We start from the raw sequence: 26,204 nt of genomic DNA, 5'->3' as shown, positions 1-26,204 counted from the left end.
TCCAACAAAACGACAGGGAATCGATGGCTTCGAAACGGATCAAACGGCGCGACCTTATCCTGCAGGTCGTACAAGAGCGGGGCGGCGCCAGCGTCAACGCGCTGGCCGAGATGCTGGGCGTGTCGACCCAGACGATCCGCCGCGACATCGACCTGTTGTGCGAAGACAATATGCTTCGCCGCAGGCATGGGCGGATCGAACTGGCCGAAGACCGGCTGAATACTCCGTTCGATCAGCGCGCCGGGTCCAACCTTGCCGGGAAGCGCGCGATCGCCGCAGTAGCGGCAGCGCAAATCCCCGATGGGGCGACGCTGTTCCTGTCCATCGGCTCGACGGTGCTGAGTGTGGCGCAAGCCCTGACAGACCGCAGGGAACTGACCGTGATCACCAACAACCTCAGCGCTGCGATGGCGCTGAGCGATGAGGTCTCGAACCGGATCATCCTGCCGGGGGGAGAGCTGCGGCTGCCCGACCGCGATTTCGTGGGCGAGGAGGTGGTGTCGTTCTTCTCGCGCTACCGGGCCGAATTTGCCGTGTTCGGCACCGCAGGCGTGGCGGACGATGGCCGTTTGCTTGAATTTCACCAATCCGAGGTGCGCGCATCCGAGAAGATGAGGGCGAATGCGCAGCGCTCGATCCTTGTGATCGACCACAGCAAATTCGGGCGCATGGCCCCGGCGGCGGGGGCGCTGATCGGGGATGTGGACCAGACGATCTGTGACACAGCTCCGGTGGGGTTCGCCCCGGTGATCGACGATCTGGGCGACAGGATCATTTTTGCGGAGGGGGCGGAATGAGCGCGACCAATCCATTTGTGCATGTTGACAACGTGGCGAAGCGGTGGAACGGCCAGCTGGGGGTCGAAAACATTTCTCTGTCGATTCCGCGCGGGTCGTTCGTGGCGCTGCTGGGGCCATCGGGCTGCGGCAAGTCTACGACGCTGCGCCTGTTGTCGGGGCTGGAATTGCCCGACGAAGGCACTATCGCGATTGACGGGCGTGACGTGACCAATGCCGCGCCATCTGATCGCAATCTGTCGATGGTGTTCCAGTCTTATGCGCTGTTTCCGCATCTGAACGTGGCCGAAAACGTGGTGTTCGGGCTGAAGGTGCGCCGGGTCGCGGCCGCCGAGCGGCGCGAAAAGCTGCACCGCGCGTTAGAGATCACCGGGCTTCTGGGCTATGAAGATCGCAAACCCGGAGAGCTGTCGGGCGGGCAACGCCAGCGGGTCGCGCTGGCCCGGGCGATCGTGGCGAACCAGCCGCTGTGCCTGATGGATGAACCGCTGTCTAATCTGGATGCCAAGCTGCGCGCCTCGGTGCGCAAGGACATCAAGAAGTTGCAGACCGACCTCGGCATTACAGTGGTTTACGTCACCCACGACCAGACCGAAGCGATGAGTATGGCCGACATGGTCGTGCTGATGAAAGACGGTCATATCCAGCAGGCCGGCCCGCCGGAAGAGTTATACTATCGCCCCGCCAACACCTTTGTCGCTGAATTCGTCGGAGCGCCACCGATGGCGCTGATCGACGGCGCGGCGCTGCCGGGGGTTGGTGGCGCCGCACGTGTCGGCCTGCGGGCCGAGAATGTCACAGTTGCCGAACCGGGGCAGGGGCGGCTGTCATGCACTGTGGCGGATTGCGAATTCCTCGGCTCGGAAACCTTCATCGGGCTGTCACATCCGGCCGCTAGTGGCCTGACCGTCAGCCTGCCGGGGCTTCGGCATATTCCGGCAGGCGAGAAGATGGAAATCGCGTTTTCGGACAAGGATTTGCACTTTTTCGACGCGGCAGGCCAGCGGCTTGCCGACCCGGCCGGGCAACCGGCCTTCACCGACGGATGAACGCGTAGTTTCAGGGAGAACTCAGATGAACGCTTTCAAGACACTCAGCCTCGCAACGGCCTCGGCCCTTGCCCTGGCGGCACCGGCTGCGGCCGAAACCGAACTGACCATGTACTACCCCATCGCCGTAGGCGGTGCGCTGACCGAGGTGGTCGACGGCATCGTCGCCGATTTCGAGGCGGCGAACCCCGACATCAAGGTGAACGCCGTCTATTCCGGCAACTACGACGACACCCGCGTGCGCGCGCTGTCGGCGCTGGCCTCGGGCGAACCGGCGCAGCTGGCCGTCATGTTCTCGATCGACGCCTATGACCTGATCGAACAGGACATGATCGTGGCCTTCGACGATATCGAAGGTGTGGATCAAGCCTGGCTCGACAGCTTTTACCCGGCGCTGATGGCGAACGGGCAGGTCGAGGGCAAGACATGGGGCATCCCGTTCCAGCGCTCGACCATCGTGGCCTATTATAACAAGGATATGTTCAAGGCCGCCGGTCTGGACCCCGAGGCGCCCCCGGCAACCTGGGACGAAATGGTCAGCATGGGCAAGGCGCTAACCAAGGACGGCACCTATGGCCTGATGATCCCCTCGACCGGCTATCCCTACTGGATGTTCCAGGCGCTGGCGATCCAGAACGGCAAGGAACTGATGTCGAATGACGGTCTGACCACCTATTTCGACGATCCCGCCGTGGTTGAGACGCTGGAATTCTGGAAATCGCTCAGCACGGACGAGGGCATCATGCCCGAGGGCACCGTGGAATGGGGCACGCTGCGCCAGGCCTTCCTGGAAGGCCAGACCGCGATGATGTGGCATTCGACCGGCAACCTGACCGCCGTCAAGAACGCCGCCAGCTTTGATTTCGGTGTGGCCGAGCTGCCCGCGAACGTGCGCAAGGGCTCGCCCACCGGGGGCGGCAACTTCTATGTGTTCAAGGACACCTCGCCGGAAGAGCAGGCCGCCGCGCTGAAGCTGATCGAATTCATGACCGCGCCCGAACAGGCGGCGGCATGGTCCATCGGCACCGGCTACATGGGCGTGTCGCCCGCGTCCTACGACACCGAGGCGCTGTCGACCTACACCAAGGAGTTCCCGCCGGCGCTGGTCGCGCGCAACCAGCTGGAAAGCGCGGTGGCCGAGTTTTCGACCTTTGAAACCGCCCGTGTGCGCGAAGGTCTGAACAACGCGATCCAGGCGGCGCTGACCGGGGCGAAATCGCCCGCAGATGCGCTGGCCGAGGCGCAGGCCGCCGCCGTGCGCCTGCTCAAGGACTACCAGTAACCACCCAGGCGGGCGCCCCGATGACAGGGGCGCCCGTTTGCCATTCCGCGAGGGGCACAGCCATGGCCGATCACGTCAGCAACGAACGCCGCAGACAGGCGATTTATGGCTGGATCCTGCTGTCGCCCGCCGCGATCCTGCTGGCGACCTTCGCGTTCTACCCCTCGCTGGCCACGCTCTGGTCCAGCCTGTTCAGCCGGGGCACCCGGCGACGGCCCAGCGAATTTGTCGGCGGCGAAAATTATAGCGACCTGTTTGCCGACCCGGTGTTCTGGAAAGTGGTCACCAACAACCTGATCTATGCGGGCGCGACCATTCCGATTTCCATCGCCATCGCGCTGGGCATGGCGCTTTGGGCGAATTCGAAACTGCCCGCGCGCGGGTTCATCCGCACCGCCTATTTCACGCCGACCGTGCTGCCGATGATCGCCGCCGCGAACCTGTGGCTGTTCTTCTATACGCCCGGGCTTGGCGTGCTGGACCAGATCGGCGGGCTGTTCGGCCTGCCCAGCGTCAACTGGCTGGGCCAGCCCGAAACGGCGCTGTGGGCCGTGATCATCGTGACGATCTGGAAAGAGGCCGGGTTCTTCATGATCTTCTACCTCGCCGCGCTGCAGACGATCCCCGAGGATTTGAAAGAAGCCGCCGACATCGAAGGCGCCAGCCGCTGGACCTATACGCGCCGGATCGTGTTGCCGCTGCTGATGCCGACGACGCTGTTCATCGCGGTGAATGCGCTCATCAACTCGGTCAAGCTGATCGACCACCTGTTCATCCTGACCAAGGGCGGGCCGAACGATGCGTCCAAGCTGATCCTCTATTACATCTGGGAGATGGCCTTTGCCTTCTTCGATGCGCCCCATGCGGCGGCGATGACGATCCTTGTGCTTGTGGTGCTGGGCGTGGTCGCGGCCGTGAAATTCACCATCCTCGACAAGCGGACCCATTACCAATGAGCAGGCTTTCCCGGCATTTCGAGGCGCTCGGCGCGCTGCTGCTGGCGGTGATCTGGATTTCGCCGCTGGTCTTCGCCTTCTGGGCGGCGTTTCACAGCACGTCGGATGCGGTCAACTTCAACCTGACCTCGCCTTGGACGCTGGACAACTTCCGCACCGCCTGGGAGGGCGCGCCGTGGTTGCGGTACTTCCTGAACACCTTCGTACTGGTCACGGTGATCCTGATCGGGCAATTCGTGGTGACGACGCTGGCGGGCTTTGCCTTTGCCCAAGTGCGCTTTCCGGGGCGCGACGTGCTGTTCATTCTTGTTCTGATGCAGCTGTTCATCCTGCCCGAAGTACTGATTGTCGAGAATTACGCCATGGTCTCGCGGCTGGGGCTGTTTGATTCCATCCTTGGGGTGGGGATGCCCTATATGGCCTCCGCTTTCGGGATCTTCCTGATGCGGCAGGCGTTCAAGGGCGTCCCGATTGAGCTGCACGAGGCCGCGCGCGTCGAAGGCTGCGGCTGGTTCGGGATTCTTTGGCGCGTCTACGTTCCGCTGGCCCGGCCGACGTACCTGGCCTATGCGCTGGTGTCGGTCTCGACTCATTGGAACAATTTCCTGTGGCCGCTGATCGTGACGAATTCGCCCGATACCCGGCCGCTGACCGTGGGGCTGTCGATCTTTGGCGCGCCTGAAAACGGCGTGGACATCAGCGTGATTTCCGCGGCCACGATGATGACGGTGGCGCCCCTTCTGATCGCCTTCCTCGTGTTCCAGCGCCAGTTCGTGCAGGCCTTCCTGCGCGCGGGGATCAAATGACATGGCACGATTTCTGCAACTGACCGACCTGCATGTGGTGGCCGAAGGCGCACACGCCTCTGGCGTGCTGGACACGCGCGCGCTGTTGGAGGCCGCCATCGACCGGCTGATCGCGATGCGCGCCGCGCTGGACCCGCTGGATGCGCTGCTGGTCTCGGGCGATATCAGCGACGATGGCAGCGCCGGTAGCTATGGCTTTGCCCGGGCGCAGCTCGACCGCCTTGGCCTGCCGATGTTCGTCGTGCCGGGCAACCACGATGCACGCGCGCCGATGCGCGCTGCGTTTGCCGACCTCGACCATGTGCCCGGCTCCGGCCAAATCGACTGGATCGCACAGGTGGGCGACACCCGCGTGATCGGGCTGGATACGCTGGTCGAAGGGCAGGGCGGCGGACGCCTGCACGACGACAGCCTCGCCATGCTGCGCGATGCTGTGGCGGATGCGACCGGCCCCGTGCTTGTGATGCTGCACCACCCGCCGATCCGCACGGGCATCCGGTTCATGGATGCTATCGGGTTGGAAAATACCGCGGCGCTGAATGCCACTCTGGCCGATGCACGCGCCGACATCACCCTGATTGCGGGCCATGTGCATGGGGTCCATCACGGACGGCTGGGCCGCCATCGCGTCTTTACCGCACCTTCGACCTGCAGCGGGTTCGCGCTGGATCGCCGGGCGGATGCCGTCACGGGGTTCTACCTCGGGCCGACTGGCTGTGCTGTAATCGACACGGGGGCCGACGGAATTATCAGCGCGGTTCCGCTGGATCCTGCAGACGGCCCGTTTTCGTTCTAGAACGGCGCGCTATGGAAAACTCTCCCGTTCTGGTTGTTCTCAATCTTGCCGCCGCGGCGGCATTCCTGATCTGGTCGGTGCGCCTTGTGCGCACCGGATTCGAGCGTGCGTTCGGAGGCCACTTGCGCCAATGGCTGCGCCGGTCGACCAGCAACCGCCTTGCCGCTGCCGCCACCGGGGCGGGCGCGTCGATTCTGCTGCAAAGCTCGACCGCAGTGGCGATGCTGCTGGCGGGGTTCATGTCGTCGGGTGCGATCAGCGTGGCGGCCGGGCTGGCGATCATCCTTGGGGCCGATCTGGGGTCGGCCATCGTGGTGCAGGTGCTGACCTCGCCGATCTCGGTTTTGATGCCGCTGCTGTTGCTGGCGGGTGTGCTGATTTTCCTGCGCAGTTCGCGCCGCAGCCTGCGGCAGGTGGGGCGAATCCTGATCGGGCTGGCGCTGATCTTCATGTCGCTGGACCTGATCCGCGATACCAGCTTTCCCCTCACGCAAAGCGATACCGCGCGCGCCACTTTGGCCTACCTGTCGGGCGATCCGCTGACGGCCTTTCTGTTGGCGGCAGTCTTTGCATGGCTGGTGCATTCCAGCGTTGCCGCCGTGCTGCTGTTCGCCACGCTGGCCGCGCAGGGGGTGCTGCCGTTGCAGGCGGCCTTTGCGATGGTGCTGGGCGCGAATCTTGGCGGCGCCTTCATCGCCTTCTTCCTGACGCTGCAATCGGATGTCGACGTGCGCCGCGTGATCCTTGGCAACCTGCTGCTGCGGGGCGGCGGGGCTTGTGCGGCTGTAATCTCGCTTTACTGGCTGGATGCTACCGCGTTGATCCCCGGCGGCTCGGCGCAGCAACAGGCGCTGAACGTGCATCTTGGGTTCAACGGTCTTCTGCTGCTGGTCGGGTTGGTCGTGCTGGTGCCCTGTGCGCGACTGGCCGGGCTGTTCCTGCCGGCCACGGCCGGTTTGGGCGCGGACATCACACGCTCGGCGCTGGATCCGACGGTCAAGAACCGCCCGGCACTGGCATTTGCATGCGCACAACGCGAACTGGTCGAGATGGCGAACCGGATCGAGGCGATGCTGCGCGAGGCAATGCCCCTGTTCGACACCTTCGACGAACCCGCCGCCGAAAGGCTGCGCGTGGAACAGCGCGAGGTGTCGCGCATGTCGCTGGATCTGCGCGTCTACCTGTCGGGCATCCGCAGCACGGACCCGAACGAAGATACCGGCACCCGTGCTTTCGATCTGGCGGGGGTGGCCGTGAACCTTGAGGCGGGGGCCGACAGCATCGCGCGCAAGATGGTCAGCCTTGCCCGGCGCAAGAATGCGGAAAAGACGCATTTTTCCGAAGACGGCTGGCGCGAGCTGAGCGATTTTCACGATACTGTCCTTCGCAACGTGCAGCATGGTATCATCGTGCTGATGTCGGAAGATATCGGCGCCGCGCGCGAGTTGGTTGGGCAGAAGGAAAAGATCCGCGAGATCGAAGAACGGCTGGAGCGCAATCACCTGACCCGCCTGCGGCAGGGTCTGACGGAATCGATTGAAACCAGCGCCATCCACATCGATCTGCTGCGCGCGCTGAAGATGCTGAACACATCCTTCGCGATGATCGCCTATCCGATGCTGAAGGAACATGGCGAACTGCTGGAAAGCCGGCTGGCCAACAGCTAGGGCCGGTCAGGCCCGGGCGGCGCGCAGGTAGTCCACAAAGGCGCGCAGCGGGGCAGGCGGACGGCGTCCGTGGAAGTACAGGAACGGGCCTTCAAAACCGGGCCACCAGTCTTGCAGCACGGGAACCAGCGCGCCGCTGTCGAAGTGTGGCTGCAGCCAGTTGCGAAAGGCCATGCACAGCCCCATCCCGGAAATCGCGTGCCCGATCAGCGCGGCCGAGCCATTGGTGCCCACGGTCAGCCGCGCCCGAACGTCCAGCGAGAGCGTTTCGCCGTTGCGCTCGAACTCCCACGGGACAAGCGCGCCGCTGGTGAACCGCGCGCGCAGGCAATCGTGGTGCAACAGGTCGCGGGGGTGGGCCGGGATTCCGGCGCGTTCCAGATAGGCCGGGGCGGCGGCCAGCGCGGCCTGCTGGCGCCGTGGCCCCAGGGGCAGGGCGATCATGTCCTGCGCCAGTGCTTCGCCATAGCGCACCCCGGCATCGCATTGCGCGGCCACGGTATCGACCAATCGGTCGTCTACCATGATTTCGACCGTCACGCCGGGATGGCGCGCCATGAAGCCTTCGATCAGCGGCGGCAGGATATCGACCATCACCGCCCCGGGTACATTCAGCGTCAGTCGCCCTTGCAGCGTGCCGGACCGGCTGCGCACCGAATCCATCGCGTCAGCCGCGTCGGCCAGAAGCGGCGCGATCCGTTCGGCCAATTCGTGGCCCGCTTCGGTGGGCGCGACGCTGCGGGTGGTGCGGGTCAGCAACCGGGTGTCAAGCCGCGATTCAAGTCGGGCAATGGTGTCACTGATCGTTGCCGGAGACAGACCAAGCGTGCGGGCGGCGCTGCGAAAGCCCCGCGCGCGCACCACCGCAAGAAACACGCCAAGATCGTCAAGATTGTTCGTCATGCCGATCAGCTTATTCGGATTGAGGGGTGTTTTCAAACAATCTGGCGGAGGCCATCTGTGGCCTGTCAAACAAGGAGACGCCGCATGACAATTCCCGCCGCCGCCGCTGGCCGCTTTACCTTTCCCGGAACTGACCTGAGCGTGAACCGCTTGGGCTATGGCGCCATGCAACTGGCCGGTCCGCACGTGATGGGCCCACCGAAAGATCGGGAAGAGGCGCTTGCCGTCCTGCGCGAGGCCATCGCGCTGGGCGTCGATCATATCGACACCAGCGATTACTACGGGCCCCATGTCACCAACGAAATCATACGCGAGGCGCTACACCCCTATCGGGATGGCCTGGTGCTGGTCACCAAAGTCGGCGCCTGGCGCGACAATGCGGGCGGCTGGAACCTGCAACGTGACGCTAGTTTTCTGCGCCAATCGGTCGAAGACAACCTGACCCGCCTCGGTCTGGACCGTATGGACATCGTGAACCTGCGCCTGGGCGGCCCCGAGGACGATGTCGCAACGCCGATGCGCCTGATGCGCAAGCTACAGGATGAAGGGCTGATCGGCCATATCGGCGTCAGCACCGTCACGGCGGATCAACTGCGCATCGCCCGCGATATCGCGCCTGTGGTTTGCGTCCAGAACCACTACAACCTTGCGTATCGGGACGACGACGCGCTGATTGACGGGCTGGCAGAAGACGGGATCGCCTATGTGCCTTACTTCCCGCTGGGCGGCTTCAGACCGCTGCAATCCGCAACGCTGGACACGGTGGCGCGTGACATGGGCAGCAGCCCGCAGAAGGTGGCGTTGGCGTGGCTGCTGCAACGCAGCCCGAACATGCTGGTGATCCCCGGCACCTCGCGCCGGGTGCACCTGCACGACAACGTGGAGGCCGCTGCGCTGACGTTTACGGAAGCGCAGAAACGCGCGTTGGACGCGATCTAGGGCAAGCAGGCCGCCCCTTTGCCGGGGCGGTCACCCCGCGCAGGCCACCGCCGCCCGCGCCAGTTGGGCCGAAGCCGCTACCCCGTCGATCAACGGCAGACCCGCACGGGCGGCCAACTCCGCACGTAGCGGCGACATGCCCGCACAGCCCAGAATGACGCAGCCGGCCTGATCTTGCACGCGGGCGGCCTCAATCTCCTCTGCGATACGATCAAGCGTTTCGGGCGCGCCTTCGTCGATGGTCAGCACCGGCAACCCACTGGCCCGGACCGAGGCGCAAATCCCCGCAAACCCAAGCGCGGCGATGTTTTCCTCGATCACCGGGATCGACACGGGCAAGGAGGTGACAACCGAAAACCGCCGACCAAGAAGCATCGCCATGGCATAGGCCGCCTGTCCGATCCCCAGAACCGGGCAATCCAAAGCGGCCTGTGCCTCGGTCAGCCCGGTATCGTCGAAACAGGCAATCACGATCGCATCCGCACCCTCGGCGCGCGCAGCGCGGGCGCGGACCAGCACACCGGGCACGGCGGCAGCGCCGTCTTCGGGGCCCTCAATCGCGGGCGGGCCATCCGTATTGGTCACCCCGACGATCTCGGCCCCGTACAGCGCCTCTTGCGCCATGGTGACGATGCCATCGGTCATCGATTGCGTGGCATTCGGGTTGATATAGGCAATCTTCATGCGGCCTTGCCTGCGTCCGACCCATGGCGCGCCCGCCGCCGCCCGATCACCCAGACGCTCACAAGAAACACCGCGATGATGACGAAGGAAAACGCCGTGGTCAGCGTCCCCAAGGCATAGATCACCGGGGTCGTCACATTCGTCGTCATCCCGAAAATTTCCAGCGGTAACGTGTTGTAGCTGCCGGCCGTCAGTAGGGTGCGCGCAAATTCGTCATAGCTGAGGGTAAACCCGAACAGCGCCACCCCGATAAGCGAAGGCGCGATGATCGGCAGCACCACATGGCGCAACGTCTGCCACGCGGTTGCCCCCTGATCGCGCGCCGCTTCCTCATAGCTTTTGTCGAAGCGGTTGAAGACGGCGAACATGATCAGCAGCCCAAACGGCAGGGTCCAGGTCAGCTGGCTGCCAAAGCCCGAGGTTGCCCAGTGAATCTTCAGCCCCAGCTGGTTGAAGATCAGCCCGACGCCCAGCGAAATCAGGATCGACGGGATCACAAGCGAGGTGATGGCGGCATAAAACAGCAGCCCCGAGCCCGCAAAACGTTTGCGAAACGCCAGCCCCGCCATGACCGAGACAACAACGGTGGTCACCATGACCAGCAGACCCAGCACAAGGCTGCGCCGGAATGCGCCCCAGATATCGCCCACCGCCTGTTCCTGGAACAGGTCGCGGAACCAGTGCAGCGAAACCCCGTTCATAGGAAAGGTCAGCCCGCCCTGTGGTCCCTGAAAACTCAGGATGCCGATGGTCAGGATCGGCCCGTAAAGGAACAGCACAAACAGGACGAAAACCGCTGAAAGAACATAGAAACTGCGCGGACGGCGGTCCATCTCAAAGCTCCTTGCGGATGTTGACGAAGCGCAGCAGGATCGCGATCACGATCAGCACGGTGCCCAGAAGCACCACGGCGGTTGCCGCGGCCGAGGGGTATTGCAGCAGCCCGATGTCGTTGGAAATCAGCCGCCCCACGTTGGCGCGCTGTGAGCCCGACATGAACCGCACGGTGATGAAATCGCCCATCACCAGCGTGACCACGAATATGGTGCCGATCATGATGCCGGGCTTGGTCAGCGGGATGATCACATGCATCAGAGTCTGCAGCCCGTTGGCGCCATTGTCCCGCGCCGCTTCCAGCAGCGATCGGTCGATCCGCATCATCGTGTTGAAGATCGGAACCACCATGAACAGTGTGTAGAGGTGCACAAAGGCAAGGATCACCGAGAAATCGGAATAGAGCAGCCATTCCAGAGGTTCGTCTATCACGCCCCAGGAGATCAGCGTCTGGTTGGCGATCCCGTTACGCCCCAGAAACGGTATCCACGAAATCATCCGGATGATGTTCGAGGTCCAGAACGGGATGGTGCAGAGCAGGAACAGTGCGATCTGCATCGTTTGACTGCGGATGTGGAAGGCCAGGTAATAGGCCACCGTGAACCCGATCACCAAGGTCAGCGCCCAGGTGATAAGCGCGTATTTCAACGTATTTCCGAACACCCGATAGGTGACGGGCGACGAAAACAGGAATTCGTAATTGTCGAATTGGAATGCCGGGTAAATCGAAAACTCCGTCGCACCCCAGAAGCTGACGATCACGATCATCACGATCGGCGCAATCAGGAACGCCAGCAGCACCAGCGTCAGCGGTGTGGCCTGCACCCATCCCAGCATATGCCGGTTTTTCAGGAAATGTGCCGCCATCTGTCCTCCACGCGCGTCCCGCTTCTCTTTGGCAAAAATACTCTCGGGGGGTCCGGGGGGCTGAAGGCCTCCCGGCCGGTCGGCGCGCGTCAGCGCGCCGAAACCCATTTCGCGGACCGGCGCGCGTCAGCGCGCCGGCTCCACGTTTACGATGCGATGAATTCGTTCCACTTGCGGACCATGTACTGGTTCTCGTCCATCACGGCGTTCCAGCAGGCGACAGAGCCCATGCGTTCCTCGAAGGACCCGCCGTCGCGCACGGCTCCGGCCTCTGCCAGCTTGTCGCCGGTGGGCGAGGTGATGACATCGGTGGCTTCCTTGCCCTCGAACCAATAGCCCCACTCGTTCTCGCTCATGAATTCTTTCGAGGTTTCCGGAACGGCCGAGTAATAGCCCTGGCGCATCAGGTAGCCGCCGACCCAGCCCGAGAGATACCAGTTGATGTACTCATAGGCCGCATCCAGCTCCATGCCCGACAGCGAATTCGACAGCCCGATGCCTCCGCCCCATGACCGGTAGCCCTCTTTCAGCGGCTGGTAGACACAGTCGATGCCGCGCGACTTCACGGCGGTGATCGCGGGCGACCACATCGACTGGATCACCACTTCGCCCGACGCCATCAGGTTTACCGACTCGTCGAAGGTTTTCCAGAAGGCGCGGAACTGGCCTGCCTGCTTGGCCTCGGTGAAGATCGCGAAGGTCTTGTCGATCTCCTCGCGAGTCATGTTGCCCTTGTCGCCGTACTGGATCTCGCCCATGGCCTCGCAGACCATCGCCATGTCCATGATCCCGATCGAGGAAATATCCAGGATCGACGCCTTGCCCTTGAACTCGGGGTTCAGCAGCTCGGCCCATGTGTCGATGGGGCGGCCGATCAGGTCGGGGCGGATGCCCAGCGTATCGGCGTTGTAGATCGTCGGGATCAGCGTCATCCAGTTGGTCTGCTCGTCCGCGAAGGTCTTGGCGCCCTGTTCCGGCACGAAGCCCACGGTGTGCGGCGCGGTGCCCTGTGCGATCACGCTGTCTTCGGTCAGCTTGCCGGATTTGAAGATGCCGACGATCTTGTCGTAGTTCTTGATCTTGCTGACATCCATCGCCTGCAGGTTGCCCGTCGGCCAGACCTTCTTGCAGATCCAGTATTCGATGTCGGCGATGTCAAAGCTGTCGGGCTGGGTCGCGGCGCGCTGGGTCACGCTGTCGGAATCCAGCGCCGTCATTTCCAGTGTGAATCCCAGGTCTTCCTTCACCTTGTTCGCCACGTCGTTCAGGTTCGACACGCCGGTGCCGAACTGGCGCAGCACGATGTTCTTGGTGTCCTGCGCCCACAGCATCGGGGCGGGGAAGGCCGAGGCGGCAATCGCCGCGCCGCCGGCTTTCAGCAGGGACCGGCGGGAATATCCTACCTTGGGTTTGGCCATGTCTTGATCCTCTCTGGTTGGAAGTCTTTTGTTGGGTTTGTTGGGTTTGTTGGGTTTGTTGGGTTTGTTGGTGTCGTCGTCGTTCCGGCCCATCAGGCCCGAAGGTGGTGCAATCGGCGTTCGTCCCATGCCAATCGCACGGATTCGCCGGGGGTGTTGGGCGCGGCAAAGAACTGCTCTTCCGGCAGCAAGGCCAGTACGTCGTCGCCGGTCTCGGTGCGGGTGCTGACCGCGACCGAGGCGCCCTGGTATTCCACGGCGATCACCGTCGCGGGCAGCCCTTCGGGCGCAATGGTTACCGCGTCCGAGCGGATCGTGGCCTTGCCGCCGGGCAGGGCGATCACGTTGTGCCCGCCAATAAAGCGCGCGACAAATTCGGTGTCGGGCTGCGCCCAGACCTCGCGCGCGGGGCCCGCCTGTTCGATCACCGCGTTGTTCATCACGACGATCTCGTCGGCCAGCGCCAGCGCCTCGTCCTGCCCGTGTGTGACGTGGATAAAGGTGATGCCCAGCTCGCGTTGCAGCTTCTTCAGCTCGCTGCGCATCCGGATCCGCAGGAACGGGTCCAGTGCCGACAGCGGTTCATCCAGCAGCAGCACCTTGGGTTCCGTCACCAGCGCGCGCGCCAGTGCGACCCGCTGTTGCTGCCCGCCCGACAGCTGCGCGGGCAGGCGATCGGCCAAATGCGTCATGTCGACCAGATCCAACAGCTCGTTCGCGCGCTTGTGCCGCGTGTCTTTGTCGACGCCCTTCATGCGCAGTGAAAAGGCAACGTTGTCGCGCACCGACAGGTGCGGAAACAGCGCGTAGTTCTGGAACATCATCGCGGTGCCGCGCTGGGCCGGGGGCAGGCGCGATACATCCTGCCCGTCCAGCAGGATCGAGCCTTCGCTGATCTCTTCGTGCCCCGCGATCATACGCAGGGTCGAGGATTTGCCACAGCCCGACGGCCCCAGGAAACACACGTAGCTGCCCGGGGAAAAGACGTGGTTCAGATCGCGCACGGCAACCGTGTCGCCATAGCGTTTGGTCAGGTGAACCAGTTCCAGATCGTATCCTGTGCGCATCGTGCCCCCAATCTGCGTCTCCTGGTCAGCATGAGAGCAGCCCGCGGCGAACCGGCAGAGAATTCTGTGCCAGACAGGAGCGGAAACACGATCTGCGCAAAGATTGTGCGCTTGTCACATTGATGTGCGCATAAATGGTCACAAGTTTGTATACAATTATGCCGACAACCTCATACGTCGGGTCGCACTTGTTCATTCCTCCGCGAATCGCGACAACGAGGGACAGGCTGCAATTCGGAAGGCCGTGACGATGACGATGACCGATTCCAAACAGTGGACGACCGAGACGGTGGCCGCCGATCTTGAGCGCGCCGTGCATGAACATCGCCTGCCGCCGGGCACCAAGCTGGGCGAGGATGAATTGGGCGAGGCCTATGGCATCAGCCGCACCATCGTGCGCGCGGCCTTGCTGGCGCTGTCGCACCGCCATCTGGTCGAGTTGAAGCGCAATCGCGGCGCCTTTGTCGCTCAACCTTCGGTGCGCGAGGCGCGCGAGGTGTTCGAGGCACGGTCCTTGCTGGAGCCGCGCACCGCCCGTTCTGCGGCCGAGCGGATGACGCCTGCGGCGCTCGACATGCTGCGCGCCAATATCGCGCAGGAACACGAGGCGCTGGATTCGGGCGAAAACGGGCGGGCGCTGTTCCTGTCGGGGCAGTTCCACGTTGAACTGGCCCGCATTGCGGACCAGTCGACCATCGAGGGCATCATCTCGGAATTGATCTCGCGGTCGTCCCTGATCATAGCGCTGTACTGGCGCCGCCGCGCCGCGCTGTGCGAAACGCAGGCGCATCACGCTTTGCTGGATGCCTTTGCCGCGCGCGACGGGGCGCTGGCCGAGCAGCTGATGAAAAGCCACCTGCTGGATCTTGTGGCCTCGCTGGATTTGCGCAACGTGACACAGCCCCCGACATCCCTGCGCGAGGCGCTGCAACGCTAGGGTAGTTGCGCCCATTGCGCAGGGTCCACGCGCAGGTGGCCCGCCGGGACGCGCCAGTCGGGCCCTTTGCCCTCCAGCGTGACGGGGAAGCGCAGCCGCCGCGCAGGGCCCCATGCGGTCTGCTCGACATCGGGGGCCAGATCTTCGCCACGTTCGCGCAGGTCGCCGCCGGTGAAATCACCTGCGCCTGCCGACGTCAGCAGCGTGGCGGTTCTGGCCAACGACAGGTGCGCCGACCAGCCAGCACCGCTTCGCGCCCGCAGGCGCAAGGCCCGCAGCACGGCCGCTGCGATCAGATAGCCGGTGGCATGGTCCAGCGCCTGAACGGGTAGGGGGGCCGGGCGGTCCGCTCGGGCGCGTTTCATCCCTTCGGCCGCGATGCCCGAACTCATCTGCACCAGGCTGTCAAACCCGCGCCGCCCGGCCCAGGGCCCGTCCCAGCCATAGGCGTTCAGGCAGACGTCGATCAGGCCGGGGCGCAGGCGCTGGCGAGTTCCGGCGTCATAGCCCAACCCGTCCAGCGCGCCGGGGCGATAGCCGTGCACCAGGACGTCTGCCTTGGCCAGCAACGCCTCGAATACCTGACGGTCCTCTGCGCGGCGCAGGTCCAGCCCGGCGCGGCGTTTGCCAATCGTCACCTCGGGCACCACGCCGGGTTCGTCCCATGTGGGCGGGTCGATGCGCAGCACATCTGCGCCGAATCCGGCAAGAAACCGCGTGGCAATCGGCCCGGCCAGAACGCGAGTCAAATCCAGCACGCGGCATGCTTCCAGCCCTTGGCGATCCGGTTTCGGCCCGTCGCCCGTGTGCGTCCAGCGGATCAGCGGTTGCGCCGCCACGGCCTGCCCCTGCGGGTGACTTGCCCAATCCGACAGCCCGCGCATGGCCGCCGCCACACCACCCGCGCCGACAATGGCGGTTTCCAAATTGTCGGCCTCCCAGTCCGCGACGGCCTCGGCAACCTGCGCGCGGTCCGGTGCGGCGCCCAGTACCGACATCGCCGCCGCGCGGTGGTGCGGGGCATTGGTGTGCAGCCGGATCCAGCCATCCGAGGTGGGATAATCGCCGGCGACCGCATCCCAGGCCGACGGCAGGTCCCACCCCTTGGGGCGCAATGTCATGTCAAACCACAGCTGCGCCAAGCGCCGGTCGAGCGCGACCTGGCGCGCCCCGGTCAGAGCGGCCAGTTCTAGCGCCGCTGCGCGGACCGAAGACACGGCAAGATCGGCCACTTGAAAGCACGATCGCAGTTGCCCCTCTCCAGTCTCTGCGATCTGAACATTCGCGGTGTCCTCGCGCCCAAGCGCGGCAGTGATCTGATCGGTGATCGAGTGTGTCATGGATGCCTTTTCCTGAGTTTCCGGTATGGCCCCGCAGTCATGGCAGTTCCGCCTGCATGAACGTGTCGGACCAGAACCGCAGCAGCAGGCGGCGGCGGTTGGCATCGCGCGCCACCAGCAAGGTGGGCGACAGCGGCACATAGCGGCGCGCACTGACCGCCAGCCCGGTTTCCGCCGGGTCCATTTGCGTGACCAGCCCGGCGCGCTGCAGCATGGCTTGCGCTTCGTCGCTCAGCAGGAAATCCACCAGCCGCCCCGCCACCCCCGCCTGAGCTGCGCCCTTTGGGATCATGTAACCGCGCGACAGGATCAGCGTGTAATCCTCGGGCAGGATCATGCCCACATCAGGCAGGTTGGCGTTGGCCACGTAAGAGCCAAGCACATTGTAGGCAATCAGATATCGCCCCTCGGACACGCCCTGTATGATTTCGGCCGAACAGCATGTGGCAACGGACTCCACCCGTGCGAACCCCTCGAGCAGCGCGCCGAAAGTCGTCGCCTCGAGACTGTCGGCATAGGCAAACAGATATCCCAGCCCGGACTCGGCGATGTCATATGTGGCGATACGCTTGCGGAAAAACTCGGGCCGAGCGCGCATGGCGTCCAGAAAGGCGAACCGGTTGCGCGGCACATCGGCCCCCGCCAGCAGGCGCCGGTTATAGGCGATCACCGCGGGTTCGGTCGTTACGCCCCAAAGTTCGTCGCGCCAGCGCCGGTTGTCGGGCAGCGCCGCCGTGACGGCCGAGCGATAGGGCGCGCCGCAGGCGGCATTCACCAGCCAGACCATGTGCTGCACCGCCGAAGACAGGACGGCATCGGCCGGGCGCGCGCCAGACTGGCAATCGTCCCGGCTGAGATCGAACAGATCGTTCGATCCCCATTGTTCATAGGTGATCGTCAGCTCGGGGTTCAGCGCGGCAAAGCGGTCCATCACGGGGCGGATGATCCCGATATCGGTGGTGGATCGCATCAGGAAAGACGTGGCACCATCGCCAAAGCGGGTTGTGGCCTCTTGTGCAGGGGCCGTCAGCGGCGAAAGGGCCAGCAGGCAGAGCAGGGGCAGCAGAAAGCGGGGCATCAGGTCTCCTCGGCCGGGAAGATCAGGCTGGCGCGGAATCCGGCGTCGGTGGCGCGCATGTCCACCCGGCCGTCAAAGGCTGTGGCCACCGAGGTGACAATCGACAGCCCGATCCCGCTGCCCTGTTCGCCCGAGGCGGCGCTGCGGTTGAACCGGTCGCCAAGGCGGGCGATCACGCTTGCGTCCGGGCCTTGGCCAGCGTCTTCGATCCACAACGCGGCCTCGGGTCCTGTGCGGGTGACGCCGATGCTGACGGGTTGCTGCCCGTGGCGCAGCGCATTGCCCAGCAGGTTGCGCGCCGCTTCGCCAAGCGAAAAGGCATCGCCGCGCACGATCACCGGGTCTTCTCCGATCACCAGCCGCAGGTCGGCGCCCGGGGCAATCGCCATGTGGTCGTCGCGATCCATCAAGTCCAGCGCCACTTCGCGCAAGTCGATGGGCGCGCGCGGGGCGCTGTCGGTGCGGTGGATCACCATGGCGCGGCTCAGAAGTTGATCGAGCAGCGTGCCCAGAGAGCGGGTCCGCAGGAGCAGCCTGTCCAGCGCGCGCTGGCGCGGCTCGGGCTCGGGCTCGGATACTGCGGATTCGGCATGGACACGGATGGCGGCAACGGGGGTACGCAGCTGGTGGGCGGTGTCCGAAATCAGATTGCGCATCGCATGGACCTGCCCATCCAGCCGCCCCATGAAGCGGTTCATCGCCCCCAGCATCACGCGCAGTTCCGACGGCAGCCGGTCGGTTGGCATTGCGGTCAGGTCATGGGGATCGCGGCGCGACAGATCCTCGACCAGGTCGCCCAAGGGCCGCAGGGCCGAGCGGATCACCAGAAAGGCAAAGACCATGAGCGCCGCCCCGGCCAGCGCCATCGGCAGCAGCGCATCCAGCACCAGCGCCCGGGTCATCGCGGTCCGCGCACGCAGCGTCTGGCCCACGGTCACATGCACGGGGCCGGAAAAGTCACGTTCCACAAAGCGGCGGGTGACCTGCACGAACCGCGCCGGTTCACCATTCAGCGCGGCATCGAAAAAGCGCACCGGGTCTGCGCCGCGGGTGGGTGTGTCGATCAGCGGGGCGTCATCCAGACCTGTCACGCGCTGCCCATCCGGCCCGGTCACGGCGTAATAGATGCGGTCGTCGGGAGCCTGCGCCAGCAGTTCGAAGGCCGAGACCGGCAGATTGACCAGTGGCGCGCCGTCGCGAATCCGGATGGATTCAGCGATGTCGCTGGCCGCGCCGACCAGGATACGGTCATAGGACTGCCGCGCGGCCTGTTGCCCGTTCCACCACGTCGATCCTGCCACCAACACGCCGCCGAACAGCAGGATCGCTAGCACCGTCAGCACCACGCGCGAGGCGAGGCTGCGGGCAGGGCGCAGGTTACTCATCCAGATCGATCCGATAGCCGACACTGCGCTGGGTCTGGATCGCCACGCCCGATCCGGCGAATTTCTTGCGCAGGCGGGCGATGTACAGCTCGATGGCGTTCACGCCCACGTCGGCATCTTCAAACCCGTAAAGCGAGTCATAAAGCCGTGTCTTTGACAGGTAATGCCCCCGGTGACGGATCAGCATGTCGAGCAGGGCCGCCTCGCGGCGGGTCAGATCGAGCTGGCGTCCGTTCAGTTGGGCGCTGCGATCCTTGGGCGCATACACCAGCGCGCCGATGGTGATATGGGCCTCTTTCCGTTCGGCCTCGCGCCGTACCAGCGCGCGCAACCGCGCCTCAAGCTCGCGCTGATCAAAGGGCTTGCCTAGGTAGTCGTCGGCGCCAAGGTCCAGCGCGCTGACCCGATCATCGATGCTCGACAGGGCGGTGAGCATCAGGACCGGCGTGCGGTCGGCCCCGGCGCGCATGTCGCGCAGCAGGGCAAGGCCGGATCCGTCGGGCAGGTTGATATCCAGCACCACGGCATCATAGCGTTGCACCGCCCGGAAATCGCGGGCATCTTCAAGCGTTGCTGCCAGATCGCAGACGACACCCGAACGGGCAAGATGCGCGATCACGCCTTCGGCCAGATCGACCGTATCCTCGACCATCAAGATGCGCATGTTGTCTGCTCCTGCCAACCTGTCGCCGAAACCCGGAGCCGTGACAGGTTCATGACAGCAACAACGGTTACACATCCTGAACTCGCAGGGAAAGGGCACAAAGCCATCCCGCGCGGGGCCGGTTTCGGCGCGTGAGGGCGCGCCGCAGAGGACCTGAGGAGGAACACATGAACCTGTCCGCAACCCGCGGCGCGCTTGCCGCCGTCGCCCTGTCGCTGTCTGCCCTTGCGGCCACGGCGCAGGAAAACCCCGAATGCATCGCCCCCGCCAACCCCGGCGGCGGTTGGGATTTCACCTGCCGTCAGGTCGGGAAATCGCTGCAGGATCAGGGCCTGATCGACCAGACCATGCAGGTGGTCAACCTGGCCGGTGGCGGCGGTGGCGTGGCCTTTGCTGAAGTGGTGAATAAGCGCAACGACGCCGACAACCTGATCGTCGCCGCATCCTCGGCCACCGCGACACGTCTGGCGCAGGGCGCATACCCCGGCAACACGATGGACCAGGTGCGCTGGGTCGCCTCGGTTGGCGCGGATTACGGCGTGATTGCCGTGGCCGCCGACAGTGACGTGAACACGTTGCCCGAGCTGCTGGACCAGATCAAATCGGACCCGGGTTCTGTGTCTGTGGCGGGCGGATCGGCCGTGGGCGGCTGGGACCACCTGAAGGTTCTGATCGCCGCCGACGCCTATGGCATCGAGGATGTGCGCAAGGTGAAATACATCGCCTTCGACGGCGGCGGCGAGGCGGTGACACAGCTGCTGGCCGGATCGGTTCAGGCCTTCACCGGCGATATTTCCGAGGCCAAGGGCTTTGTCGACAGTGGCGACATCAAGGTGATTGCAGTGCTGGCGCCCGAACGTCTGGGCGGCGAATTCGCCGAATTCCCGACGGCCAAGGAACAGGGCGTCGAGGCCATCGGCGCGAACTGGCGCGGGTTCTACGCCCCGGGCGGCATGTCGGACGATGCCTATAACGCCTGGGTGTCCAAAATCGGCGATCTCTACGCCTCGGACGAATGGAAGCAGGTGATGGCCGCCAACGGTCTGGCCCCGCTTGATCTGCAAGGCGCTGAATTCCAGTCCTTCGTGGCCGACTCGGTCGCGCGGATCCAGTCGATCTCCAAAGAAATCGGCATCATCAAGTAATCCACTCACGGATCGCCTGCCGGGCGCCGCATCCTTCCCGCGGTGCCCGGCCTTTTCCTGTATGACCCCAAGAAAGGATCCGCCATGAGCGATCGCATCTTCGGTGTCGTCGGTATCCTCATCTCAATTGGCTATGTCTTCGCCGCGCTCGCGATCGAGGAAAGCTTTCTGTCGGATGCCGTCGGGCCCAAAGCCTTCCCCCTGATCATCGCCGCCATCCTTGGCATCTCGAGCCTTGTGATCGCGCTGCGGCCCGATGCCGAACCGGCCTGGCCCAGCCTTGCGCGTCTGGTCGAAATCGCCGCCGCCGTGGTCGTTCTTATCCTTTACGCCGAGATGCTGCCGGTTGCGGGCTTTGTCATCGCCACCGCCTTTGCCGCCGCCTATCTGGCCTGGCGCCTTGGCTCGTCGCTGCTCGAGGCGGTGCTGACCGGCATCGGCACCTCGGTCGGCATCTACGTCATTTTCCACCTCGTGCTGGGCCTGTCGCTGGCGCGCGGCCCCTTCGGGTTCTGAGGAGCGCGCAATGGAAACGCTTGCAAATCTTGGCGACGGCTTTGCCATCGCGATCACATGGCAGAACCTGCTGCTGGCGCTGCTCGGCTGCTTTCTGGGCACCATCATGGGCGCGCTGCCGGGGCTTGGCCCGTCGAACGGCGTGGCAATCCTGATCCCGCTGGCCTTTACGCTGGGCCTTGGCGCGACGCCTTCGCTGATCCTGCTGACTTCGGTCTATTACGGGGCGATGTACGGCGGGCGCATCTCGTCGATCCTGCTGGGCATTCCCGGCGATGAACCGGCCATGATGACGGTGCTTGACGGGCATCCGATGGCGAAAAAGGGCATGGCAGGTGAGGCGCTGTCTCTCTCGGGTGTGGCCTCTTTCGTTGGCGCGTTCTTCGCCACATGGGGGCTGATCCTGCTGGCTCCGCAGCTGGTGAAAATCGCGTTGCTGTTCGGTCCGGCGGAATATTTCGCGCTCTTCGCGCTGGCCTTCATGACACTGGGCGGCGTGTCGTCGACCAACCAGGCGAAATCGGCCTTTGCCGCCGCGCTGGGCCTTGGGCTTGCCACCATCGGTGTCGACACCCAGACCGGCGTGCCGCGGTTCACCTTTGGCGAGGTGCACCTGTACGACGGGCTGGATTTCCTTGTAGCCATCGTTGGCCTTTTTGCCCTGTCCGAGGTGTTTATATTCCTTGAAACCCGGCATGGCGGTGCCGAGGCAGACGGCAAGAAGATGGTGATCGGCAAGCTTTATCCGCCGATGTCGATGCTGAAGGCCTGTACGCCCACGATGCTGCGCACGTCGTTTCTGGGCTTTATCGCAGGCGTTCTGCCAGGGGCAGGGGCCTCGCTCGGGTCGTTCATCTCCTATTCGATGGAAAAGCGCCTGGTCGACAAGAAGGGCACGTTCGGCACCGGCGATCCGCGCGGCGTGGCTGCACCCGAGGCGGGCAACAACGCCGCCGCCGGGGGCGCGCTGGTGCCGATGCTGGCGCTGGGTGTGCCCGGATCGGGCACCACGGCGGTGCTGTTGGCGGTGCTGCTGGCGCTGAACATCACGCCCGGGCCGCTTTTGTTCACGCAGAACCCCGACGTGGTCTGGGGCCTGATCGCGGCTCTGTTCATCGCCAACTTCATGCTGCTGGCGATGAACATTCCGATGGTGGGCCTGTTCACGCGGGTGCTGATGATCCCCTCGCGCATCCTGATGCCGATCGTGGCGATGGTATCCTTCGTCGGGATCTACGGCATTTCCGGGTCAACCTTCGATCTGCTGGTGATGATCGGGTTCGGTGTGATGGGCTGGCTGCTGCGCAAGTTCGACGTGCCTCTGGTGCCGATCATCCTTGGCACGCTGCTGGGCAATGCGATGGAGAACAACCTGCGCCGCGCGGTGACCATCGACAATGGCAACTGGTGGACGCTCGTCGACAGCCCGCTGGCGCTGACGCTCTGGGCCATCGCCATCATCGGCTTTGTGCTGCCATTGATCGTCGGCGCCCGCGTGAAAGCGGGGATGCACGCCCGCCGCGACGACGAAGGCGCGATCAGCGACTGAAACGCCCGGGCAACCGTGTGCTGGCGTGACTGCGCGCCATGGAGCCCCCGCCATGTCCCGCCCGGCGGGCCAGACCCCTGCGGCACTGCCGCAGGGGTTTTTCATACCGGTGCGAGCTGTCTGGGCAAAGCGACCGAGAAGTTTCCGCAGACCGAAATTTCGCCTTGTACTCCCCGTACCTGCGCCGCTATACCCGGCGGCGGAGACGTGGCCGAGTGGTCGAAGGCGCTCCCCTGCTAAGGGAGTATACCGGAAACGGTATCGAGGGTTCGAATCCCTTCGTCTCCGCCACTAATTTTTTTTAAGTATTTGATTTATATTTTATAATTTATCTTTTGGGGTAACCCATCCCCCGATGAGTCCCCCACTTTGCCTCGGACTGCCTCGGACTTTCTAGGAACATTGCGCAGAGTTGTATTGACCCAGTGAAAATCTGCTCGTGCTACAAAGGAGAACGTGGCAATGAGTATGAGGATGGACGACAGCATCAAACGTTAGACGGCGAAGCGTAAGACCGCCTTGGTGATCGAGATCATTCAGGGCAAGACGACGGTGGCCGAGGCGAGCCGGTCGTTTGCCTGACACCTTCCGAGATCGATAACTGGGTCGAGGACGCGAAGCGGGGCATGGAGGATTCCCTACGCGCCAACCCGCTCGATATTCGCGAGCAATACGAAAAGCAGATCAAGAGTCTGCAGGAAGCTTATGGCGAGGCGATGCTGGAACTGCGTGCCCGAAAAAAAGCTGGCGGCTCTCATGGAGCGGGAGGACGGCAATTGATCCGGACGCTCCATGAGGGCCTTCTGGCCGATGGCCTCCGCGTGCCGCTGACCAAGCTTTGCACCTGGTTTGGCGTGCCGCGGCGCACGGTCTATTGCAAGCCGACCAAAGCAGCGCCCAAAGTCGATGACCGGTTTGCGGTCCCGATCGAGGCGATGATCGAGGAAAATCCTTCGTTCGGCTATCGCACCGTTGCGTGGTTGCTCGGGTTCAACAAGAATACGGTGCAGCGGGTCTTTCAGCTCAAGGGCTGGCAGGTCCGCAAACGCGCCATCGGCATGCGGCCGCGGATCGAGGCGGTGCCCTCGGTCGCCACCGCGCCGAATGAGCGCTGGTCAACGGACTTGGCTCGCGTCTGGACAGGCACAGACGGTTGGGCATCACTGGCCTTGGTTATCGATTGCCACACGCGAGAGCTTCTGGGCTGGCATATCTCCAGATCCGGCAAAGCGACTACTGCCAGTGCAGCTTTGGAACATGCTTTGATCAGCAGGTTCGGGACCCTTGGCCGCGTGCGGAATGAATTCCTCCTTCGCTCGGACAACGGCCTGGTTTTTACAAGCAGACACTTCACGGCTTTGGTCCGCAGTTATGGTCTGAAACAGGAGTTCATAAGTCCACACTGCCCGCAGCAGAATGGCATGGTCGAAAAGGTCATCCGCACCCTCAAAGAATAATGCACACACCGTTATCGCTTCGAGAGCATCCAGCACGCCAACCGCGTCATCGGCGACTGGATCAGCTTTTACAACCACCGCCGCCCGCATCGGGCCCTTACCATGCGCACGCCTGCCGAGGCATTCAGATTATCGGCTTAAACTGAGCAGAAAACGCTGGGTCGATACATTCGACCAGATGCCCACGATCAGGTGCGATTTGATGATGTCGATGATCTGTCGAGCGATCGCTGCCGCCTGGATGCCGGTCACTGATTCATTGCCCCTAATGTTCTCCGGAACATCCCGACCCCGATGCTTGCGGGCCACCTTGCTTGCGAGATCCACGACGCTGTTCAGGTATTCGCGCTCGGACAGCCGCTTCTCGCGATAGGCGCGGATGGTCTCTGCGATCAGCTGGGAGAACTGTTTGCAGAACGTCGGGTCTTCATCCATCTTCTCGGTGATTGCCCGGCGGGTGGAGCTGGTGATGCGGTCGGCCTTGGAGGCTTCGGAAATCTCCGTTTCCTCGATGACAGCCTTAAGCGCGTCGGGATCGTTGATGTTGACCACCTAATGATGGTTTCCGCCGGCATCGCAACGACATGGTTATCGAGCTGCTACTGGCTCTTCGGCTCGAACTCGCGGACGTTCAGCTTCTCCTGGTAGCGGAGCCGGACCGACCGCTTCAGTTCAGAGATTTGCTTCCAGTCCCGCTTGAGGGCATTGATTCTGACTTCGTCGAAGATATGCCGCCATACTTGCGCCGCCAGTTTTAGAAAGTCGCGCCGCTGATCCCGTGCTTGCGGAACAGATCCGGCGCGCTCATGCCCGCCTGATGCTTCTTCAGAATACCAATTATCGGCGCTTCGCTGAACCGGGGTCTCTTCATCGTCTGTCTCCTCAGTGGGAGAACAGGATAACCTCAAATCGAGAACTTTTCAGGCGAGCATGTCGCCCGGCACGAAACCCGGTAAAGACAGTACCGGCGCACCGCCGGTGGGAGGATCTCGCGCGCACACCTCTACACCTACGAACATCTTCCCTCGCCGGCCTCGCGACGTTGATGAAGATTTTTGCTTTGAAAAATAAAGGAAAATTTCGGTCAAACATATTGGAGTTAAGTTGTGTTGACTATCGTAAAGAAATATCTAATGGTGGGTATATTCAGAACCTAAGCAGTTTCTGGCGCAGAGGAGGCGGCAGTTGCGATGCGGCGGGGCTAATCGCGCACCGGAGAGGAGACCGATGGGCAACAGCAAAACGATTGATGCCCTGGCACCCGATGGCCTGCGCGATCCGGTCAGGGAGAGCGGGCGGTTCCGCCTTGCCTTTGGGGCGGGTTCCAGTCATCCCTTTGACGTCAGGCGCACCGGGACGGCCGGGCAGGGGAGGGGTGCAATGGACATCAAGGACGAAGTTGCCGAGTACAAACGTCAGCGCATCCTAAACGTGGCGATGACGCTGTTCGACCGGCACGGATACGCGCAGACGACGATCGAGATGATGTCGCAAGAGCTGGGCGTGACCAAGCCCTTCGTCTATTCCTACTTCAAGAACAAATCCGAGATCCTGGCCGAGATCTGCCTGATTTCCCTGACGCCGTCGATGCAAGCCGCCGAACGCGCGGTGGCGGAATATGATACGCCGACCACCCAGTTGCGCGCCGCCATAGAAGGCGTGGTGCTGGCGGTGATCGACAACCAGAAAAGTGTGAACATCTTCGACCGCGAGGAAAAGTTCCAGGACGAGGCGACCCGAAAGGTCGTGCTGGAATATCAGGGCAACCTGACCCGGATGCTGACGCGGATCGTGGTCGAGGGCAACAAGCGCGGCGAATTTGACTGCCCCGACGTGCATTCGGCGGTCTTTGCCATGGGCGGCATCGCCAGCTGGATCCGGCGCTGGTATTCTCCCGGAGGGCGCATGACCCGCGAGGAAGTGGCCCGCGCCCAAGGCGACATCGCGCTGCGCATCGTGGCGGCACGCGACCCCGGCTAGACCCTTGGTCCCGCCGGGCATTCCGGCGGCACCGATTTCCCTGAAGCAGAACCGAAACGCCGCGCGCCCCTGCGCGGTGAAGGAGACC

Annotated in this window: 25 protein-coding genes, 1 tRNA gene and 1 pseudogene; 16 read left to right on the top strand and 11 right to left on the bottom strand. The window is 63.7% G+C overall.

Annotated elements, in window-relative coordinates; translation table 11 throughout:
* The first annotated feature begins 23 nt into the window (after positions 1 to 23).
* From FGK64_RS01255 to FGK64_RS01225, 7 genes are all read left to right on the top strand, one after another.
* Positions 24 to 797, top strand: a complete 774-nt coding sequence (locus FGK64_RS01255; RefSeq protein ID WP_138861991.1) for a DeoR/GlpR family DNA-binding transcription regulator — start codon at positions 24 to 26, stop codon at positions 795 to 797.
* Complete coding sequence (locus tag FGK64_RS01250; RefSeq protein ID WP_138861990.1) at positions 794 to 1,846, top strand: ABC transporter ATP-binding protein; 1,053 nt, start codon at positions 794 to 796, stop codon at positions 1,844 to 1,846. Before FGK64_RS01255 ends, FGK64_RS01250 begins: the two co-directional genes overlap by 4 nt.
* 25 nt (positions 1,847 to 1,871) lie before the next feature.
* Positions 1,872 to 3,128, top strand: coding sequence for an ABC transporter substrate-binding protein (locus FGK64_RS01245; protein ID WP_138861989.1), 1,257 nt, complete (start codon positions 1,872 to 1,874; stop codon positions 3,126 to 3,128).
* A gap of 62 nt (positions 3,129 to 3,190) precedes the next feature.
* Positions 3,191 to 4,084: a carbohydrate ABC transporter permease gene (locus FGK64_RS01240; RefSeq protein WP_138861988.1), complete on the top strand. Its 894-nt coding sequence runs from the start codon at positions 3,191 to 3,193 to the stop codon at positions 4,082 to 4,084.
* Positions 4,081 to 4,890, top strand: a complete 810-nt coding sequence (locus FGK64_RS01235; RefSeq protein WP_138861987.1) for a carbohydrate ABC transporter permease — start codon at positions 4,081 to 4,083, stop codon at positions 4,888 to 4,890. Before FGK64_RS01240 ends, FGK64_RS01235 begins: the two co-directional genes overlap by 4 nt.
* Position 4,891: 1 nt before the next feature.
* A complete protein-coding gene (locus FGK64_RS01230; RefSeq protein ID WP_138861986.1) occupies positions 4,892 to 5,686 on the top strand; it encodes a metallophosphoesterase in 795 nt (264 codons plus the stop codon).
* Between the two features lie 11 nt (positions 5,687 to 5,697).
* The gene (locus FGK64_RS01225) at positions 5,698 to 7,353 is read left to right on the top strand and encodes a Na/Pi cotransporter family protein (RefSeq protein ID WP_138861985.1); all 1,656 of its coding nucleotides are present in this window, start codon (positions 5,698 to 5,700) and stop codon (positions 7,351 to 7,353) included.
* 6 nt (positions 7,354 to 7,359) lie between these two features.
* Here FGK64_RS01225 and FGK64_RS01220 read toward each other — a convergent pair whose 3' ends face one another.
* Positions 7,360 to 8,256 carry a LysR family transcriptional regulator gene (locus FGK64_RS01220; RefSeq protein WP_138861984.1) on the bottom strand — a complete coding sequence of 299 codons (897 nt, stop codon included), beginning with the start codon at positions 8,254 to 8,256 and terminating at the stop codon, positions 7,360 to 7,362.
* An 84-nt stretch (positions 8,257 to 8,340) separates the two neighbouring features.
* Here FGK64_RS01220 and FGK64_RS01215 point away from each other — a divergent pair, with 84 nt between their 5' ends.
* Positions 8,341 to 9,195, top strand: a complete 855-nt coding sequence (locus tag FGK64_RS01215) for an oxidoreductase (protein ID WP_138861983.1) — start codon at positions 8,341 to 8,343, stop codon at positions 9,193 to 9,195.
* Positions 9,196 to 9,225: 30 nt separating this feature from the next.
* Here FGK64_RS01215 and FGK64_RS01210 read toward each other — a convergent pair whose 3' ends face one another.
* The 5 genes from FGK64_RS01210 to FGK64_RS01190 all read right to left on the bottom strand — a co-directional run bounded on the left by FGK64_RS01210 (position 9,226) and on the right by FGK64_RS01190 (position 14,065).
* A complete protein-coding gene (locus tag FGK64_RS01210) occupies positions 9,226 to 9,879 on the bottom strand; it encodes an aspartate/glutamate racemase family protein (protein ID WP_138861982.1) in 654 nt (217 codons plus the stop codon).
* Entirely contained in the window at positions 9,876 to 10,712 is an 837-nt protein-coding gene (locus tag FGK64_RS01205) for an ABC transporter permease (protein ID WP_138861981.1), read from the bottom strand. Before FGK64_RS01205 ends, FGK64_RS01210 begins: the two co-directional genes overlap by 4 nt.
* A gap of 1 nt (position 10,713) precedes the next feature.
* Complete coding sequence (locus FGK64_RS01200; RefSeq protein WP_138861980.1) at positions 10,714 to 11,580, bottom strand: ABC transporter permease; 867 nt, start codon at positions 11,578 to 11,580, stop codon at positions 10,714 to 10,716.
* Positions 11,581 to 11,726: 146 nt separating this feature from the next.
* On the bottom strand, positions 11,727 to 12,998 hold the full coding sequence (locus FGK64_RS01195) for an ABC transporter substrate-binding protein (RefSeq protein ID WP_138861979.1): 1,272 nt from the start codon (positions 12,996 to 12,998) through the stop codon (positions 11,727 to 11,729).
* Positions 12,999 to 13,090: 92 nt separating this feature from the next.
* Positions 13,091 to 14,065, bottom strand: a complete 975-nt coding sequence (locus FGK64_RS01190; RefSeq protein WP_138861978.1) for an ABC transporter ATP-binding protein — start codon at positions 14,063 to 14,065, stop codon at positions 13,091 to 13,093.
* 250 nt (positions 14,066 to 14,315) lie between these two features.
* Between FGK64_RS01190 and FGK64_RS01185 the strand changes: the two genes are divergently transcribed.
* Entirely contained in the window at positions 14,316 to 15,002 is a 687-nt protein-coding gene (locus FGK64_RS01185; RefSeq protein WP_138861977.1) for a GntR family transcriptional regulator, read from the top strand.
* Here the strand turns inward: FGK64_RS01185 and FGK64_RS01180 are convergent.
* Genes FGK64_RS01180 through FGK64_RS01165 form a run of 4 tightly spaced genes read right to left on the bottom strand, consistent with a single transcriptional unit; the run spans position 14,999 to position 19,469 of the window.
* Complete coding sequence (locus tag FGK64_RS01180) at positions 14,999 to 16,342, bottom strand: CoA transferase (RefSeq protein WP_138861976.1); 1,344 nt, start codon at positions 16,340 to 16,342, stop codon at positions 14,999 to 15,001. The two genes, FGK64_RS01185 and FGK64_RS01180, sit on opposite strands and share 4 nt — an antisense overlap.
* 37 nt (positions 16,343 to 16,379) lie before the next feature.
* Positions 16,380 to 17,420, bottom strand: coding sequence for an ABC transporter substrate-binding protein (locus FGK64_RS01175; RefSeq protein ID WP_138861975.1), 1,041 nt, complete (start codon positions 17,418 to 17,420; stop codon positions 16,380 to 16,382).
* A complete protein-coding gene (locus FGK64_RS01170; RefSeq protein WP_138861974.1) occupies positions 17,420 to 18,805 on the bottom strand; it encodes a sensor histidine kinase in 1,386 nt (461 codons plus the stop codon). The genes FGK64_RS01175 and FGK64_RS01170 overlap by 1 nt, the downstream gene beginning before the upstream one ends.
* Positions 18,798 to 19,469 carry a response regulator transcription factor gene (locus FGK64_RS01165; protein WP_138861973.1) on the bottom strand — a complete coding sequence of 224 codons (672 nt, stop codon included), beginning with the start codon at positions 19,467 to 19,469 and terminating at the stop codon, positions 18,798 to 18,800. Before FGK64_RS01165 ends, FGK64_RS01170 begins: the two co-directional genes overlap by 8 nt.
* Before the next feature lie 167 nt (positions 19,470 to 19,636).
* Here FGK64_RS01165 and FGK64_RS01160 point away from each other — a divergent pair, with 167 nt between their 5' ends.
* From FGK64_RS01160 to FGK64_RS22810, 6 genes and pseudogenes are all read left to right on the top strand, one after another.
* Positions 19,637 to 20,614, top strand: coding sequence for a Bug family tripartite tricarboxylate transporter substrate binding protein (locus FGK64_RS01160; protein WP_138861972.1), 978 nt, complete (start codon positions 19,637 to 19,639; stop codon positions 20,612 to 20,614).
* Positions 20,615 to 20,698: 84 nt separating this feature from the next.
* Complete coding sequence (locus FGK64_RS01155) at positions 20,699 to 21,130, top strand: tripartite tricarboxylate transporter TctB family protein (RefSeq protein WP_138861971.1); 432 nt, start codon at positions 20,699 to 20,701, stop codon at positions 21,128 to 21,130.
* 10 nt (positions 21,131 to 21,140) lie between these two features.
* Complete coding sequence (locus tag FGK64_RS01150) at positions 21,141 to 22,679, top strand: tripartite tricarboxylate transporter permease (protein ID WP_138861970.1); 1,539 nt, start codon at positions 21,141 to 21,143, stop codon at positions 22,677 to 22,679.
* Between the two features lie 201 nt (positions 22,680 to 22,880).
* A tRNA-Ser gene (locus tag FGK64_RS01145) sits at positions 22,881 to 22,970 on the top strand.
* A 335-nt stretch (positions 22,971 to 23,305) separates the two neighbouring features.
* Positions 23,306 to 24,136 (top strand): DDE-type integrase/transposase/recombinase, encoded by an 831-nt coding sequence (locus FGK64_RS01140; protein WP_246057644.1) that lies wholly within the window; start codon positions 23,306 to 23,308, stop codon positions 24,134 to 24,136.
* A 12-nt stretch (positions 24,137 to 24,148) separates the two neighbouring features.
* Positions 24,149 to 24,277: pseudogene (locus tag FGK64_RS22810) on the top strand (integrase core domain-containing protein); the annotation flags it as partial.
* Here FGK64_RS22810 and FGK64_RS01130 read toward each other — a convergent pair.
* Positions 24,266 to 24,688, bottom strand: coding sequence for a hypothetical protein (locus FGK64_RS01130; RefSeq protein ID WP_210236531.1), 423 nt, complete (start codon positions 24,686 to 24,688; stop codon positions 24,266 to 24,268). The pseudogene FGK64_RS22810 and the gene FGK64_RS01130 overlap by 12 nt on opposite strands.
* An 828-nt stretch (positions 24,689 to 25,516) precedes the next feature.
* On the opposite strand from FGK64_RS01130, the gene FGK64_RS01120 reads away from it, so the two are divergent.
* Positions 25,517 to 26,116, top strand: a complete 600-nt coding sequence (locus FGK64_RS01120) for a TetR-type transcription factor C-terminal domain-containing protein (protein ID WP_171053943.1) — start codon at positions 25,517 to 25,519, stop codon at positions 26,114 to 26,116.
* Positions 26,117 to 26,204 lie beyond the last annotated feature (88 nt).

The sequence above is a fragment of the Arenibacterium halophilum genome, assembly GCF_005938225.1.
Lineage (GTDB): Bacteria > Pseudomonadota > Alphaproteobacteria > Rhodobacterales > Rhodobacteraceae > Arenibacterium > Arenibacterium halophilum.
The sequence above is the reverse complement of the archived record's forward strand: the minus strand, read 5'-3'. Positions and strand labels throughout refer to the sequence as shown.